General features: G+C 30.9%; 15 protein-coding genes. 4 read left to right on the top strand and 11 right to left on the bottom strand.

The features are described 5' to 3' along the window. Positions 1-28: 28 nt before the first annotated feature. The 8 genes from BGS43_RS04250 to BGS43_RS04220 form a co-directional block, all read right to left on the bottom strand. On the bottom strand, positions 29-676 hold the full coding sequence (locus BGS43_RS04250) for a M48 family metallopeptidase (RefSeq protein WP_002855023.1): 648 nt from the start codon (positions 674-676) through the stop codon (positions 29-31). Continuing rightward, positions 652-1968: an MATE family efflux transporter gene (locus BGS43_RS04245; protein WP_096568924.1), complete on the bottom strand. Its 1317-nt coding sequence runs from the start codon at positions 1966-1968 to the stop codon at positions 652-654. Before BGS43_RS04245 ends, BGS43_RS04250 begins: the two co-directional genes overlap by 25 nt. An 89-nt stretch (positions 1969-2057) precedes the next feature. Next, positions 2058-2705: a DUF2920 family protein gene (locus BGS43_RS09825; protein WP_002858554.1), complete on the bottom strand. Its 648-nt coding sequence runs from the start codon at positions 2703-2705 to the stop codon at positions 2058-2060. Continuing rightward, entirely contained in the window at positions 2675-3286 is a 612-nt protein-coding gene (locus BGS43_RS09820; protein ID WP_014517200.1) for a DUF2920 family protein, read from the bottom strand. The genes BGS43_RS09825 and BGS43_RS09820 overlap by 31 nt, the downstream gene beginning before the upstream one ends. 61 nt (positions 3287-3347) lie before the next feature. Then, entirely contained in the window at positions 3348-4088 is a 741-nt protein-coding gene (gene pstB / locus BGS43_RS04235) for a phosphate ABC transporter ATP-binding protein PstB (RefSeq protein WP_002776307.1), read from the bottom strand. Continuing rightward, complete coding sequence (gene pstA / locus BGS43_RS04230) at positions 4085-5173, bottom strand: phosphate ABC transporter permease PstA (RefSeq protein WP_002791807.1); 1089 nt, start codon at positions 5171-5173, stop codon at positions 4085-4087. The genes pstB and pstA overlap by 4 nt, the downstream gene beginning before the upstream one ends. Beyond that, entirely contained in the window at positions 5170-6084 is a 915-nt protein-coding gene (pstC, locus tag BGS43_RS04225; RefSeq protein WP_002844620.1) for a phosphate ABC transporter permease subunit PstC, read from the bottom strand. The genes pstA and pstC overlap by 4 nt, the downstream gene beginning before the upstream one ends. Positions 6085-6093: 9 nt before the next feature. Continuing rightward, entirely contained in the window at positions 6094-7089 is a 996-nt protein-coding gene (locus tag BGS43_RS04220) for a substrate-binding domain-containing protein (RefSeq protein WP_002815172.1), read from the bottom strand. Between the two features lie 338 nt (positions 7090-7427). On the opposite strand from BGS43_RS04220, the gene BGS43_RS04215 reads away from it, so the two are divergent. Genes BGS43_RS04215 through BGS43_RS04200 form a run of 4 tightly spaced genes read left to right on the top strand, consistent with a single transcriptional unit; the run spans position 7428 to position 11494 of the window. Next, entirely contained in the window at positions 7428-7928 is a 501-nt protein-coding gene (locus BGS43_RS04215; RefSeq protein ID WP_002776281.1) for a ferritin, read from the top strand. A gap of 49 nt (positions 7929-7977) precedes the next feature. After that, complete coding sequence (locus BGS43_RS04210) at positions 7978-9354, top strand: MBOAT family O-acyltransferase (RefSeq protein WP_002794746.1); 1377 nt, start codon at positions 7978-7980, stop codon at positions 9352-9354. Next, positions 9355-10335 (top strand): SGNH/GDSL hydrolase family protein, encoded by a 981-nt coding sequence (locus BGS43_RS04205; protein WP_002787349.1) that lies wholly within the window; start codon positions 9355-9357, stop codon positions 10333-10335. It begins immediately after the preceding gene. Beyond that, positions 10325-11494, top strand: coding sequence for a GDSL-type esterase/lipase family protein (locus tag BGS43_RS04200; protein WP_002787347.1), 1170 nt, complete (start codon positions 10325-10327; stop codon positions 11492-11494). Before BGS43_RS04205 ends, BGS43_RS04200 begins: the two co-directional genes overlap by 11 nt. 70 nt (positions 11495-11564) lie before the next feature. On the opposite strand, the gene BGS43_RS04195 is transcribed toward BGS43_RS04200, so the two are convergent. Genes BGS43_RS04195 through BGS43_RS04185 form a run of 3 tightly spaced genes read right to left on the bottom strand, consistent with a single transcriptional unit; the run spans position 11565 to position 16028 of the window. Then, positions 11565-12929, bottom strand: coding sequence for a TolC family protein (locus tag BGS43_RS04195; protein WP_002786057.1), 1365 nt, complete (start codon positions 12927-12929; stop codon positions 11565-11567). Position 12930: 1 nt separating this feature from the next. Further along, positions 12931-14856 (bottom strand): ABC transporter permease, encoded by a 1926-nt coding sequence (locus tag BGS43_RS04190; protein WP_002787343.1) that lies wholly within the window; start codon positions 14854-14856, stop codon positions 12931-12933. After that, positions 14856-16028, bottom strand: a complete 1173-nt coding sequence (locus tag BGS43_RS04185) for an efflux RND transporter periplasmic adaptor subunit (RefSeq protein ID WP_002829694.1) — start codon at positions 16026-16028, stop codon at positions 14856-14858. Before BGS43_RS04185 ends, BGS43_RS04190 begins: the two co-directional genes overlap by 1 nt. Positions 16029-16109: the final 81 nt, after the last annotated feature.

Raw genomic sequence — 16109 nt, 5'->3', positions numbered from 1 at the left:
TGAAAAATAAACTATAAATATAACATTTTTAACTTAAAAATTCTTTCTCTCTTTGCCTAAAATCACTCATAAAATGCTCTATAAAAGTATAAAATTCTTTGCTATGATTGGGAAATTTTAAATGGCTAATTTCATGCAAAATCACATATTCAATAGCTCTTAAACTCTTTTGAATGAGTTTTAAATTTAAATTAATATAAGCTTTATTGTGATTGCAAGAACCCCAACGCGTTTTCATATTTTTAATGCTTAAATGCGTGTAAAATAAACCTGTTTTTTTACTCCATTTTTTAAGATAAAAAGTAAAAATCTTTTTAGCATTTTGTCTTAAAAATAAATCTAATTTTGCTTTATTTTGACAAATTATTTTATCTTTATCAAAATAAATTTTTTTGGCATTTTCATCAAAAATAATTTTATATTTTTTAGCTAAAAAGATTAACTCATCATCTTTTAAAACTTTTTTTTCAAATCTTATTTTTGCCTCATTCATCCAAGAACTTGATTTATCTAAAAACTCATAAACACTTTTAAAGGTGCAAAAATAAGGAATACTAAGAACAAATTCACCCTTTTCATTTAGCCTTAATCTTAAAGTTTTTATGCATTTTTTAGAATAAAAATAGCACTCATCTTTATAAATAAATGATTTTAAACTAGAGCTTTGCCTTGCCATTTTTTACTTTCCCATCTGTATGAATTTACCATTCCACGCAAAAACTCATCTGCACAAAATCCTATCCAAACCCCTAAAATTCCAAGATTAAAATGAAAACAAAGCATATAACCCACAGGCAAAGATACCCCCATCATAAAAACAAGTCCGCTAAAAAATGGAAACTTAGCATCGCCACTTGCGCGCAAGGAATTAACCATAACTATATTAAAAGTTCGTGAAATTTCAAGAAAGATTGAAAGAGCAAATAAAGGTATCATTAAATTTTTTAACTCTTCTTTAAGCCCTAAAATTTGCATAGTAAAATCTTGACAAAGATAGTTCAAAAGTGCCACTAAAGCACTCGCTATTACACTAAAATATAAAGCACGCCAAGCGTGTTTATAAGCTATATTTTCATATCTAGCACCGATTAATTTACCTACTATAATTTCATTAGCTATGCTTATAGCTTGTCCTATAAGCATGATAAGCATTGAAATTTGAAAATAAATCGTTTGCACACTCAAACTCGCCTCACCTAAACTTGCTACAAAAGCAAAAGCTATAGTGTATTGGACTATCCACAAAAGATTTTCCCCTGCTGAAAATCCACCTATATTTAAAACCTTTTTTAAAACTTCTTTTTCAAGTTTTATCATTTCTTTGATTTTAAGATGAATTTTAAGTTTATAAAAAAGTATCGCAAACAAAGCAACTATAGCAACAATGCGAGCAAAAATATTACTAAGCCCTATTCCAAAAAGTTCTGACTTTGTATAATGCAAAACATAATAATTTCCGCAAATCACCACTATATCCATCAAAAAACCTATAAACATGACCCAATAAGCCATATTATAAACCCTTACAATAGCAGCTAAAACAATACCTATGGCATCAAAAAACAAACAAATTGCAAGCATATGTAAGTAAATTTCGCTATCTTTGAGCAATTCTTGTGGAATTTTTAAAAGATAAAGCAAATACTCCCCATGCCATAAAATAAGCACACCGCATACAAAGCCTAAAAGTGCATTTAAGAACAAACTTTGATGAATCACTTTTCTTACTAAAACATGATCTTTTGCACCAATTGCTTGTGCGATCAGCACACTACAACCCACACTTAAAAATGAAAAAATAGTGATAAAAAGATCTAAAATTTGATTTCCAGCGCCCATAGCACCAACAAGAAAATTAGAATAATGCGACACCATAGCGGTATTGATAATCACAGTTAAATACTTAGAAAGCAAATCCCAAAATATAGGAAAACTAAGTCTTGTTAAGGAGAGTTGTTTTTTTGCCATGATATTATCTTATCTCTTTTTTTAAATATTTCTTTTAAAAAACAATTCTACTTAAAAATTACTTTTTTAAATATAAATATTTAATATACTCAATTTGTTATATTTAAAATAATTTGATGATTTTCTTCTTTGAAAGTATACACTAGCTCATCACATTTATATGAGACTTCCTTCTTGCAAATTTTATCTTGCAAAGGTTCTTTTAATATTTGCAATAAATGTTTTTTAAAAAATAATTTTGTGCTCAATCCCATTCCATGATTTAAATTTTTAATAAACTTATTATCAACTTGTGAAATAGCAAAAAATTCTACTTTAAAATTTAATTCTTTTAAAATATGTACAAAATTTTCCTTATTTTTAAAAGGAGATCTTTCATCAAAAATACTATGATATAAAATATATTTTGGATTTGGGTATAAGCTTTGTATTATTAGATGTTCTTTGTTTAATGGTTCTCTTATGATTTTTCTAGCATTTGAAAAATAATTTTTTGAAAATTTATTATTATTCCAATAAGTTTTATCACTTAAATATAAAAATATATTTTTAAATAAAGTATCATCATATGTTCCATGATATCTAGTAAAATCGATTTCTTTTCCAAAACCTATAAGTCTAAAAATATTTCCAAACAAATTAACAAAAGAAGAATTATCTAATATAAAATCAATACTCCAAGGAGCTATTTTTGCACATAAATTTGCTAAATATCCGCCATATGAATTTCCAAACAAAATCGTTCTAATACCCCCCCCCTCATTAGTTTAAATGGAGAATTTTCTTTTATATAAAAAATAGCATTTAAAATATCCATAGCTTGCATTATACCAAAATTTTGATATTCATTTTTAGATGGTAAAAAGCTTACATGCGTTCTTAATTTATAGTTTTGATTTAGTTTTTGATTTAATTTTAATTTTTGAATTTCTTGATCTATTCTTATAAAAGCATTATTTAGATTTTCATAAGAATTTATATCAAAAACATTTATATGGTTTAAATTGATAGTTTTTAAGCTAGTATCCAAAATAATTTTATCTATATCATCTAAATAAAAACTAGAACCCAAATGAGGTCTATTTCCTATGCAATGATAGTTAATATTAATAATAGCAACATTATAATTTCTAGCCAAGTAATCATCGACATAAATATAGTTATTCATATCTTCAGCACCACCTGGAATAATACAAACAATAGCTTCTATTTCTTTACTATCATCATAAGTCAATCTAAATTCTAATTTACTTCCCCTTTTGATATTTAATTCTACATCATCACAAGAATCTATAGAATAAATTTGGTTTATAATCATATTAAACCTTTTTTTGGAAATTTTTAATTAATTATATCATCAAATTTCCAAAAAATAAATCTCACCCAAAAGCACCGCTTAAGTAAGCCTTGGTTTTTTCTTGTTTTGGATTTTCAAAAAATTCCTTGCTTTCTCCAAATTCTATAAGCTCACCTAGGTGAAAAAATGCCGTATAATCAGCTACGCGTTTACCTTGTTGCATATTATGCGTAACCATGATCATAGAAAGATTATGACTTAGTTCTTTTAAGAGCTCTTCTATAACACCTGAGCTAATAGGATCTAGTGCGGAAGTTGGCTCATCTAAAAGCAAGAGCTTAGGTTTTATTGCTAAAGCTCTTGCGATACAAAGGCGTTGTTGTTGTCCGCCTGAAAGAGCTAGGGCATTTTGCTTTAATTTATCTTTAACCTCTTCAAAAAGCCCCACTTTTTGCAAGCAATCCACCACCAAAGCTTCTTCTTCATCTTTGTTTTTAATCATACCGTGAAGTTTTGGTGCATAAGAGATGTTTTCATAAATGCTTTTTACAAAAACATTGGGTTGTTGAAAAACCATACCTACATTTTTACGCAAAGCTACTACATCTTGATTTTTAACATCTTTTCCTTCAATTTCTACTAAACCATCGATTTTTGCGATTTTATCATTCATTCTGTTAAAACAACGCAAAAAAGTGGATTTACCACATCCAGAAGCACCGATGAGTGCGGTAATTTTGTTTTGCTCTATTTGCATATTGATATCAAATAAAGCTTGTTTTTTTCCATAAAATAAATTTAAATTTGTTGTTTTTGCTATCACTTTAATTTTCCTTGAAAATATTTTCTTAATAATATTGCACTAAGATTTAACACGACTAAAAGTCCTAAAAGCACAATAATACCCGCTGCGGTTCTTTCTAAAAATGCACGCTCTGGCATAGCCGACCATGAGTAAATTTGAGCAGGTAAAACGCTAGTTGGATCAAAAATCGAACTAGCTACATCAGGGATAAAGGCTATCATACCGATAATCATCAAAGGTGCAGTCTCGCCTATAGCCCCTGCTAAAGTCAAAATAGAACCTGTTAAAATCATAGGCATAGCCAAAGGTAACATAATACCTTTTACCATTTGAACCTTTGTCATACCTAAGGCATAAGCAGCATTTTTCATATTGATATCCACACTTTTTAAGGCCGCTTTGGTTGAAACAATGATAATAGGTAAACTCATGATCGCCAAAGTAAGCCCACCCACTAAAGCACTTGAGCGAGGCATTCCAAAAAGATTGATAAACACTCCAAGTCCCAAAAGTCCAAACAAGATACTAGGAATACTTGCAAGGTTGTTAATACACACTTCTATAAAATGTGTAAGGATATTTTGTGGTGCAAATTCTTCCAAGTAAATCGCCGCTGCAACGCCTATAGGAACACTTACTACCATACACACAAGCATAACAAGCAAAGTCCCTACAACTGAAGATAAAATTCCTGAATTTTCAGGAGATTTTGAGTCCCCATTTAAAAAGAAATTGCTATTAAATTTAAGCTCTATCTCGCCTTTTTGCACAAGATCATCGACTAAAGTTCTTTGTTTTTCACTAAGGCGATTATATTTTTGCTTCATATATTGATCTACTTCTGAATTTGCCAAAAGCCAAGATTTTTCAGTGATTTGCCCTGTTCTTATCTTTCTTTGCTCAGCGCGAGATAAAAGATCATAAGCAGGAGAATTTCTATTAGCCTCTACAAAAATATAAGTTTGCTTAAAAGCAGGAAATCCAAGATAAGCCACACTTCCTAAAAAGATACAAAGAAAAATTAAATTAATATAAAGCCCCATTTTACAAAGTCTTTTAAAAGACTTTGAAGCTTTTTGTCTTTTTTTAAAAAGTTTTTTCATAAATTTTTCCTTTTGTGAAAGCGATTGATAAGATAAACGCTAAACATATTGATGATTAAAGTGATGATAAAAAGCACCAAACCTAAAGAAAAGGCACTTAAAGCCAAAGAACTATCAAAAGCTTGATCTCCGCTTAAAGCTTCTACGATTTTTACCGTTACCGTTGTCATATCTTCTAAAAAATTTAAAGTTAAATTTGGACGCAAAGAAGCTGCCATCACCACTATCATAGTTTCGCCTAAGGCTCTTGAAAGTCCTAAAAGACAAGCTGCAACTATACCTGGAATAGCCTCGGGCAAAATCACAGCAAAAACCACTTCTTTTTTTGTCATACCTAAAGCATAAGCGCCATTAATCCTTTTCTCGCTTACTGCTTCAATGCAATCTTGAGATAACGAAGCCACTATAGGTACTATCATGATCCCCATGATAAAACCTGCGCCTAAAGCACTTTGAAAGCTTGCTTGTATGCCAAATAAAGAAAAAAACCACACTATAAAAGGCGCTACAACTATAGCCGCAAAAAATCCAAAAACAACAGTAGGAATCCCTGCAATGATTTCTAAAATAGGTTTTAAGTAATTTTTAGATTTTTTGCCAGCAAAAACACCTAAATATATAGCACACATAACCCCTAAAGGTAGAGCTGTTAGCATAGCAATCAATGAAATATAAAAAGTTCCCCAAAAAAGCGATAGTGCTCCAAAAACACCTTGTTTGCTCGTGCCATCTGCATTCATAAAAGCTGCATCAGCTGCCCACTGACTTGAGAATAAAAAGGTAACAACACTTTCTTTTTGAAAGAATTTTAAAGCTTCAATTAAAATTGTAAGCATGATAGCAAAACTTACTATCACGCTTACAAAAGCACATAAAAAAAGTGCAAATTTGATTATTTTTTCTTTTAACAAAGTTTTTCCTTAAAAAACTTTTCCAGCTTTTACAAGCTCATCATTTAAAATTTTTCTATCTTCTACGTGTTTTTGAGAAGCTTTTAATTTATCATCACTTAAAGGAACAAGTCCTATTTTTTCAAGCTCTCCTCCGCTTTTTGCTAAATCATCACTCATATAAATTTTTGCAAATTCAAAGGCTTCTTTAGGATTTTTCTTAGCATTGATATAAATAAATAAACTTCTTGCAAGATCGTATTTTCCATCAGCAATATTTTTTTCATCCGCTTTTACGCCATCGATATCGGCTGCATTGATTTTATCCACATTGCTTACTAAAAATCCGTAACCAAAAAGTCCAAAAGCATCTTTATCGATAGTAAGTTTTGAAACGATTAGATTATCATTTTCACCACTTGGAATATAAGCTCCATCTTGGCGTATGGTTTTATACTCGCCTTTGTATTCAGGAATTTTTTTAGAAATATCACTCATTACAAGCTCTTCTACAGTATCTCTTGTACCTGAGCTTGATGGAGGACCATAAACACTGATTTTACGATTAGGTAAATTTTTATTGATTTGATTCCAGTTTGTATAAGGATTTGGGACAAGTTTGCCACCTTGTGGAACCTCTTTAGCTAGAGCTAGGAAAAGTTCTTTTTTGGTGATGTTTAAAGGCGCGTTGGCTTTATTTTGCGCTAAAACTATACCATCATAACCTACCATAATCCCTACTATATCAGTAACTCCCGCTTTTTTACAAGTTTCAAATTCACTGAATTTCATCGCTCTTGAAGCATTAGAAATATCAGTTATGCCTTCACAAAATACTTTAAATCCACCCCCTGTTCCTAGACTCTCTACGATAGGAGTTTTTGTATTGTGAATCGCTGCATACTCTTCAGCTACAAAAGAAGTAAATGGATACACGGTTGATGAACCTGCGATTTTTAAATCAGCCGCATTTAAAGCACCCGCTAAAGCAAAACTTGCAACACTTAAAGCTAGAATTTTTTTCATTTTTTCTCCTTACTTTTAAAAAAGTAACGGAAGTTTAGAAAAAGTTGGAAACATTTTGGAAACATTTTTTACTTCGCAACGGAAATAAATTCCGTCTTGCGACAAAGGACTTAGTCCTTTTGAAACCTCTAAAAGCACGCCCACCTAAAAATCTTTGCAGATTTTCAGCCTTAAAATAAAATCTATACTCGTAATAAAATATAAAGCTTAATTTCATTTAGAAACATTTTATTTTTATTTTATATATTTTAACTTCAATCCTTTAAAAATTTAGCTTGTTTTAAAAAAATCAATATATCATTTTAAAAACATTCTAAAAATAAAAATAAGGAGATAGAATGCTTTCAAAAAAAGTAGTTGATTTATTAAACGAGCAAATCAACAAAGAAATGTATGCAGCTAATTTATATCTAAGTATGAGTTCTTGGTGCTATGAAAATAGTCTTGATGGAGCTGGGCTCTTTCTTTTTCAACACGCAAGCGAAGAAAGCGAACACGCAAGAAAACTTATAACTTATCTTAATGAAACAGATTCACATGTAGAGCTTAAAGAAGTGAAGCAACCTGAACAAAATTTCAAATCTTTACTTGATGTTTTTGAAAAAACTTACGAGCATGAACAAAGCATTACAAAATCAATCAACGATCTTGTAGAGCACATGCTAGGCAATAAAGATTATTCTACTTTTAATTTTCTTCAATGGTATGTAAGCGAACAGCACGAAGAAGAAGCACTTTTCCGTGGTATAGTAGATAAAATCAAACTCATCAGTGACAATGGAAACGGCTTATATCTAGCTGATCAATATATCAAAAATTTAGCTTTGTCTAAAAAATAATATTTTTGCCTTGAAAAAGGCAAAATTATAATTTCATCTTAGGTAGCGTATGACTTATTTTTCTTTAGAATTTAGTATTTTAATGATTGTATTTTTTGCCATATATTGGGCATTTAAAGATAATTATAAAATACAAAATATTTTAATCTTGGCTTTTTCATATCTTATTTATATACTGATTAATCCTTATTTTGCTTTAATTTTATTTATTTACACTTTTTTTATACATTTTTTTGCCTTGCTTATCTTTGTGCGTCGAAAACGATATATTTTTGCTACTTGTATAACTTTTATAATATTAAATTTATGTTTTTTCAAATATTTTCCAAATATCAAAGGAAGTCTTGATCAAGTGCTAAGCTTTTTGGGGCTTGATTTTTTAAATATCGAACTTATCTTGCCTATAGGCATTAGTTTTTACACCTTTGCTTCTATTACTTACCTTGTAGATGTATACAAAAAACATCATTTAGAAAGCTTTTTAAATTTAGCAACCTTTTTATCATTTTTCCCTACCCTACTTGCAGGGCCGATTATGCGTAGTGCGTTTTTTTTCGAACAAGCTTATCAAAAACGCGAATTTAAACATGCAAATTTGATCATCATTTTGCTTATTTTTGGTATAGTGAAAAAAGTTCTTATTGCTAATTACTTAGGAATTTATGCCAAAAATATTTTAGATTTTCCACAATCTTATAATTTTATACAACTTCTAAGTGCAATTTACGCTTATGCGGTGCAAATATATTGCGATTTTAGTGGATATGTAGATCTAGTTTGTGCTTTTGCTTTAATGTTAGGTTTTACCTTGCCACCGAATTTTAATATGCCTTATCTAGCTAAAAATCTTAAAGAATTTTGGGCTAGATGGCACATCAGCCTTTCAACTTTCATAAGAGATTATATCTATATTCCTTTAGGAGGCAACAGAAAAGGAATGCCTCGCACTGTAGCTAATATACTCATCGCTTTTATTCTTTCGGGCTTATGGCATGGAAGTACTTTGGCTTTTGGGGTTTGGGGTTTATTGCATGGCTTGGGTATTGTATTTATCCATTTACTTGCTTTAAGCAAATTCAGCCTTCAAAAAATTCCAGCTTTAGGAAGATTTTTAACCTTTCAATTTGTATGTTTTACTTGGATTTTCTTTTATTATAATAAAAATTTAGAAGATGCTTTAGAATACTTCAAAGCTTGTTATAATAATTTCTTCCAAATTCCTAGCTATAATGATATTTATATGCTTGTAAGTTTTGGTGTACTTTTTATGATTTATCCTTTATTTATCAATTTTAAAGAATACTGTGTAAAAATTTTAAATCTTACGCCCTTTTTACTCAAGCCATTCATAATTACTTTTATCTTGCTTTTAGTGTTTACTTTTATGCCAAATGGCATTCCTGATTTTATTTATTCGAGTTTTTAAATGAAAATGATTAAATTCTTCTTTATTTTGATTATAGTTTTTGTACTGGTTTGCCTTGTGATGAATCAAAGCATTTTTTCTTATATCGAGCAAAAATATCACTTTACATTTTATCCTAAAAACGATATTTTGCAAGAGGCCAATGGTTTTAAAAATAAACTAGAACAAATCCGTGCAATACTAAGTAATGAGCCTCTACCTCAAAATATAGAAGAAAATATCATGGTTCAAGAAGATATGGATGAACTTAATGCAAGTAATGATTTTATCGATAAAAACACCACTATTGAAGATATACAGCAAACAGAAGACGAAAATGTCAGTTTTATTGACAATACCAAATTAGAAGTTCATAAAGGTGATGAATTTTTATTTATAGGCGATTCTTTAATGCAAGGCGTTGCAATTGCACTCAATCGTGATTTAATTGATCTAGGTTTAAAAGCTAATGATCTTAGCAAGCAAAATACAGGACTTTCTTACAAATCTTATTTTGATTGGGCAAAAGCAACCAAAGAAGCTTTTGCAAAAAATCCCAACATTAAATATCTAGTTGTCTTACTAGGGGCAAATGATCCTTGGGATATCAAAAAAGGTGGAGTTTATCACCGCTTTGGTTCAGATAGCTGGATTGACATCTACACCTATAGAGTAAATGAAATCATCAATATAGCTAAACAACATCATGCAAAAATTCTTTGGTTTGAAATTCCTCCTGTTAAAAAAAATGAACTCAATGAAAAAATACAAATTCTAAACAAAATTTATAGCGAAGAAATTCTCAAAAATAAACAAATTTTTATCAATACAAAACTATTTTTTAGCGTTAATGATGAATTTTCAACCTATATTAAAAATGAAAACAACAAAAGTATAAAAATGAGAACAGACGATGGAATTCATTTTACCTCAAACGGAGCAAAAGAGATGTCAAAACTCTTGCTTCAACATATAACAATCAAGGAAGAAAATGCAAATTAAGCAATTTAAAGCTATATTATTAATTCTTATATTTTCAATCAATTTATACGCAAATAACACAAACCATACCATAGATGAAATTCTAAGCCAAACCAAAAACAAAAGTGCTTTAAGCAATTATGCTTCCAAAAAAGACTTAAAGCTTTTGGAGCAAAAACTTAAAGAGCATAAAAACATAGGTATTAGAATTTATGGAGATTCTCACACGGCAGCAGATTTTTTTCCGCGTGTTATTAGAGGATATTTGATAAAATCAAATTCCATAGGCTTTGCCTACCCTTTGCAACCCAAATATCAACAAAATTTAAATCTTGATTATTCTTATAAAGATTATGAAATTTTAAATTCAAGAAATACAGACACCGCAGGTATTGATTTTCCTTTAGGTGGGATAATAGCTAAGGCTAAAGAAAAGGGTGCAAAAATCACCCTTGATACTAATTTAGACAAGAAAAAATTTAAAGTAGGTTTTGTCTTTAAAGCTCCAAATAACACCAATGCCTTTAGCATTAAAGACGCTCAAAACAAAAGCTATGAGCTAAGATCAGTAGCCAATAAATGGTCATATAAAGAATACGAACTTGTTTTTCCTTTGCAAATTTCTGCCTTACAAAAAAACGCTCAATTAGGAGGATATTTTATCACCAGCAAAGAGGATAATGCTTATTTAGATACCATAGCGATCAATGGGGCAAAAAGCGATCTTTGGATGTCGTGGAATAAAAAAGTAAGCGAGCAAGAATTAAAACTCCTATCTAATGATTTAATCTTACTTGCTTATGGTTCTAATGACGCACTTTTTAAAGGTTTTGAAAAAAACAAATTTAAAAAGAATTTAAAAGATTGGATTCACACACTCAAAACTTACAATAAAAACGCCCTTATCATGCTTGTTTCTCCTCCTACTGTGGTAAAAAAACAAGGTAAAAAATACACCCTAGCTCCTGATTTTTTTGCTATAAGGCAAGCACTTTATGAGGTAGCCAAAGAAGAAAAAACCCTTCTTTTTGATATGCACCAATTCATGCAAGATAGCGGTGGAAAAAATAAATGGATAGAGCAAAAACTCTCTTTGCAAGATGTACATTTAACCATTAAAGGCTATGAATTAATGGCTAAAAAATTGCTTGATGATTTAAAAAAATATGTGCATTATTGATTTTTAATTTTATCGATATAATTAAAAAAGCCTTATCTACTTGATATTTTAGCAGATAAAGCGATACAAATTAAGGCATTTCCAAATTTCTTTCATCATAGTTTAAAGCTGTGATTTGATAATAAGAATTGATGGTTTTAAGAAGATTAAACCTAGCTCCTAGCAAACTTTGCTTAGCGGAATTTAAAGTATTAGAAGCATCTAAATAATCTTTTAATTCACTTTTACCCAAATTATATTTTTCCCAATAAGCTTGAGTGATCAACTCTTGCTTAAAGCTAGTATCTTTTAAAATTTGAAGTAGCATAGTATTGCTTTGATAGTCTTTATAATTTAAGGCAAATTCATTCATAGCACTTTGTAAACTCTGCTCGTAATTAACAAGCGCACTCTCATAATCAAACTGCGAAATTTTGATATTTTGCTTTACTCTGCCATAGTCTAAGAAAGGTAAGGAAATTTTTATATTGCCACTCAAAACTTCAAATTTAAAACTATCATCAAATTGCTTATCGCTGCCATTTAAAGCCCCGCCTAAAGAAATGCTTGGAAAGATTGATTTTTGCACCGAAGTATAGTCTTTAAAAGCGGATTTAAGGGTATTGAGCTTAGAACGCACATCAGGACGATACACAAGAGCTTCTAAAGGAATATTAAAATTAGGATTTAAATTCTTAAAATCAGAAAGAGTTAAAGCTTTAAAATAATCAATATACGCAAAGCCCTCTTGCTTTCCTATCAAATCTTGTAAATTTTTTATAAGTAAATTGCGATTTTGCTCATTGCGTAATAAATCTTGCCTTGCCTTTAATAAATTTTGCTCTATATTAAGCAAATCAAGTTCTTCGATTTTTCCAAGCTCAAATTTATAAGCATAAAGCTCTCTCATTTGTTCTAAATTAGCTAGATACTCTTTAAGTAAATTATCCACATCATTAAAATAAGCAAGTTCAAAAATACCATTTAAAGCCGTATTAATCATACTGATTTTCAAATTTTCAAGATCATAAGCACTGGCCTTTGCGCTAAAATCACTCGCACTTGAGCTATCCCTTATCCTTCCATAAATGTCAAGCTCATAGCTTAAATTAAGACTATTGCTAAATTTCTTACTTTGGACTCCAGAATTTAAATTCTTTTCTCCACTAAGCCCCAAATTTGCACTTAAAGTCGGATAAAAATCATAATCTATCAAATCAGCCCTTGCTAAAGCTGTCAGCAAAGTGCTTCTAGCTATATTTATATCGCTATTATTTAACAAAACAAAATTTAAAAATTCATTCAATTTAGCATTATCATAAGCCTTATACCAATCATAAGTGATATTTAAGTCTTTAAAGCTCTCTTCGCTCATTGTAGGCTCTTTAGGCAAGCTAAGTTTTACACCACAGGCGCTTAAAAAAAATGCCAGTAAAATACTCAATAAATTTTTCATTTTATTCCTTTGATAAGGCGCTAATAGGATTTAAATTGGCTGCATTTCTTGCAGGGAAAAATCCAAAAATAACCCCAATTAAAACAGAACTTAATAAACCCAAAAGCACAGAATACGCATTTAAAATCATAGGAAAATCAGTGCTTAGAGTATTAAAACCAAAAATCACAAAAACAGAAAGCAAAACTCCTAAAATCGCACCCATAGAACATATCATCACCGCTTCGATTAAAAACTGCATCATGATATCCTCTCTTCTAGCGCCTATTGCCATACGAATTCCTATTTCTCTTGTTCTTTCACTCACCGAAACAAGCATGATATTCATCACGCCTATACCCCCAACAATCAAAGCAATCACCGCCACCGAAGCCGTAAGTATGGTAGTCGTGCGTTTATTTGCTGTGATAGCTTGCTTAAAGGTATCAGAATTAAAAGTGAAAAAATCCCTTTGTCCGCGTTTGATTTCTAGAATTCTAATGACAGCATTTTCAGCCAAAGTAGAACTCACATCATCCTTTACTTTTACTATAATTTCACGCAAATTTCTATCGCCTGTAAGCTTATTCATCAGCGTAGTATAAGGCATATAAAGGCGCACTACATTATCTTCTATAGGCTTTTCTGTATCTTTTTGTAAAACTCCTATGATTTTAAAGGGTTGAGAATTAAAAATCACCACACGCCCTAAAACATCTTCACTCTTTTGGCGAGGGAAAAGATTTTTCTTAGCATTAAAATCAAGCACCGCTACATTAGCATTAGTTTCTATATCTTCATTATTTAAAATTCTACCCACTTGAAGTTTTAAACCCTCTATAGCAAAATTATTTACTCCCACTCCTTCAGCTCTAGCGCTTAAAGAAATATTCGTGTAAGTTGCCACGCCTGAAGTATTAGAGTGTGCATCTACTGCTTCTAAATAATCTAAACTTCTAAGCGTTTCTAAATCACTAAAATTAAGCCTTGTCTTACCCGAACGCAAATCCCCAAATCCCTTACCAGGACGAATTTCAATGGTATTAGTCCCAAGTCTTGCGATGGATTCTAAAACCTTAGCTTGAGAGCCAAGCCCTAAAGCTACTACGCACACAACCGAAGCTATACCTATAATAATCCCTAACATGGTTAAAATGGAACGAAGTTTGTGTGCAAGTATGGAAGAATAAGCTATTTTTAAACATTCAAAGGCTTGATTTTTAAGCAAGGTAAGAGTTTTTTTCTCTTTTGGCATACTTTTAACCTGTCCTTGATAAACAATCTTATCTTTTTTGCTATCGCTTAAAATCTCGCCGTCTTTGATTTCTATCACTCTTTTAGCTTGTGCTGCGATTTTTGGATCGTGTGTTACAAGCACTATGGTATGCCCTTGTGTATTTAATTTTTTTAAAATTTCAAGCACCATAATACCGCTTTTACTATCTAAAGCCCCTGTTGGCTCATCAGCTAAAATAAGCTCTCCTCCATTCATCAAAGCTCTAGCTATAGAAACACGCTGTTGCTGTCCTCCACTTAGCTCATTGGGCTTTGATTCTATCTTATGCTCAAGCTCTAAATTGCCTAAAAGTTCTTGGGCTCTAAAATTTCTTTCTTGTACTTTTTTACCCGCATAAACAGCAGGTAATGCGACATTATCATTTGCACTTAGAAGATTTAAAAGATTGTAGCGTTGAAAAATAAAGCCTATTTTTTCGCGTCTTAATCTCGCTTTTTCATCGCTATTAAGCTGGGTTACTTCATAATCATCAAAAATATAACTCCCACTACTTGGCTCATCTAAAGTGCCTATGATATTTAAAAGTGAAGTTTTTCCGCTCCCACTTTGTCCGATGATAGCGACAAATTCACCCTTTTCTATACTTAAACTTACATTTTTTAAAATGGCATTCTCGCCTATATTTTTACAAATATTGTTTAAGAAAATCATCAAAATCTCAATCTTAACTTAGGAGCAGCATTATCACCACTTGAACTTACTACTAGTAATTCACCCTCGCTTAAACCTTCTAAAATTTGAGTATTTACAGAATCTTTAATGCCTAATTTAACATATTTTTTTACTGCTTTTTGATCTTGCAAAATTTCAACATAATACCCTTTTGCGTCATTTTTGATTGCATAAGTAGGCACAGCAATAACATCTTTAGCACTTGCAACAACAATTTCATTTTGTATACTCATACCAATACGCAAAAAATCATCTTTATTTGCCACATAAAATTTAGCATAATAATATATCGCATTGTTAGAACTTGAACTTGAAGAACTTGAACTTGAAGAGCTAGAACTCGTGCTTGAATCACTGATTTGAGTATCTGCAGGATCTATACTTGCTATACTCGCTTGATAGGTTTTTTGAGGATCACTAAGCAAAGAAAAATCAAGCTCTGTGCCGATTTTTATCTTACCAACATCCGCTTCGGCTATCTCCATTCTTACTTCCATCTGATCTAAATTAGCTATGCGGACTATGGTTGGGGTATTTTGATTTGCATTGACAGTTTGCCCCTCATCAACTGCCACATTGATCACAACTCCATCCATAGGCGCAGTGATGGTTGTGTATCCTAAATCTTTTTGAGCATTTTTAAGAGTAATTTCAAGCTGAACTACTTGAGCGTTAAGTTCTGCAACATTTGCCTTTAAAGTGTAAAAATTATTTTTTTGAGTTTCTAAATTTTCAAGAGAACTTGCCTTAGCAGCATAAAGCTTTTGTTCTCTTTGGTATTGTTTACTTGCGATTTCAAGGGCGACTTTTTTACTTTCTAGATTAGCCTTAGCACTTTCAAGCTGCGCCTTTGTGATATCTAAATCATTTTGCTGTTTATCTTTATCAATTTGCGCGATCAAATCACCCTGTTTTACATGCGAACCCACATCCACATAAAGCTTAATGATTTGCCCGCTTACTTGAGCACCCACATCAACTTGATCTTTAGCATAAACCTTCCCCACTGCTTCTATAGTTTGAGAAATATCTATTTTTTTAACCTTTTGGGTAAGATAGGTGATTTTTTCATTATCATTAAAAAATATAAAATAAGCGCCCACTCCAAAAAGTGCTAAAATCACCACAATCAAAACGACCCTATTTTTCATTCTAAACCTTAAATTAAAAAATAAATCTCGCAATTGTATCTATGTAAAGTGAATTTTTTGTGAATTTTTAAATTCATATTT

Origin of the sequence: Campylobacter sp. 110, from assembly GCF_002383965.1 — a bacterium.
GTDB lineage: Bacteria > Campylobacterota > Campylobacteria > Campylobacterales > Campylobacteraceae > Campylobacter_D > Campylobacter_D coli.
This window is presented reverse-complemented; position numbering and strand designations above follow the sequence as displayed.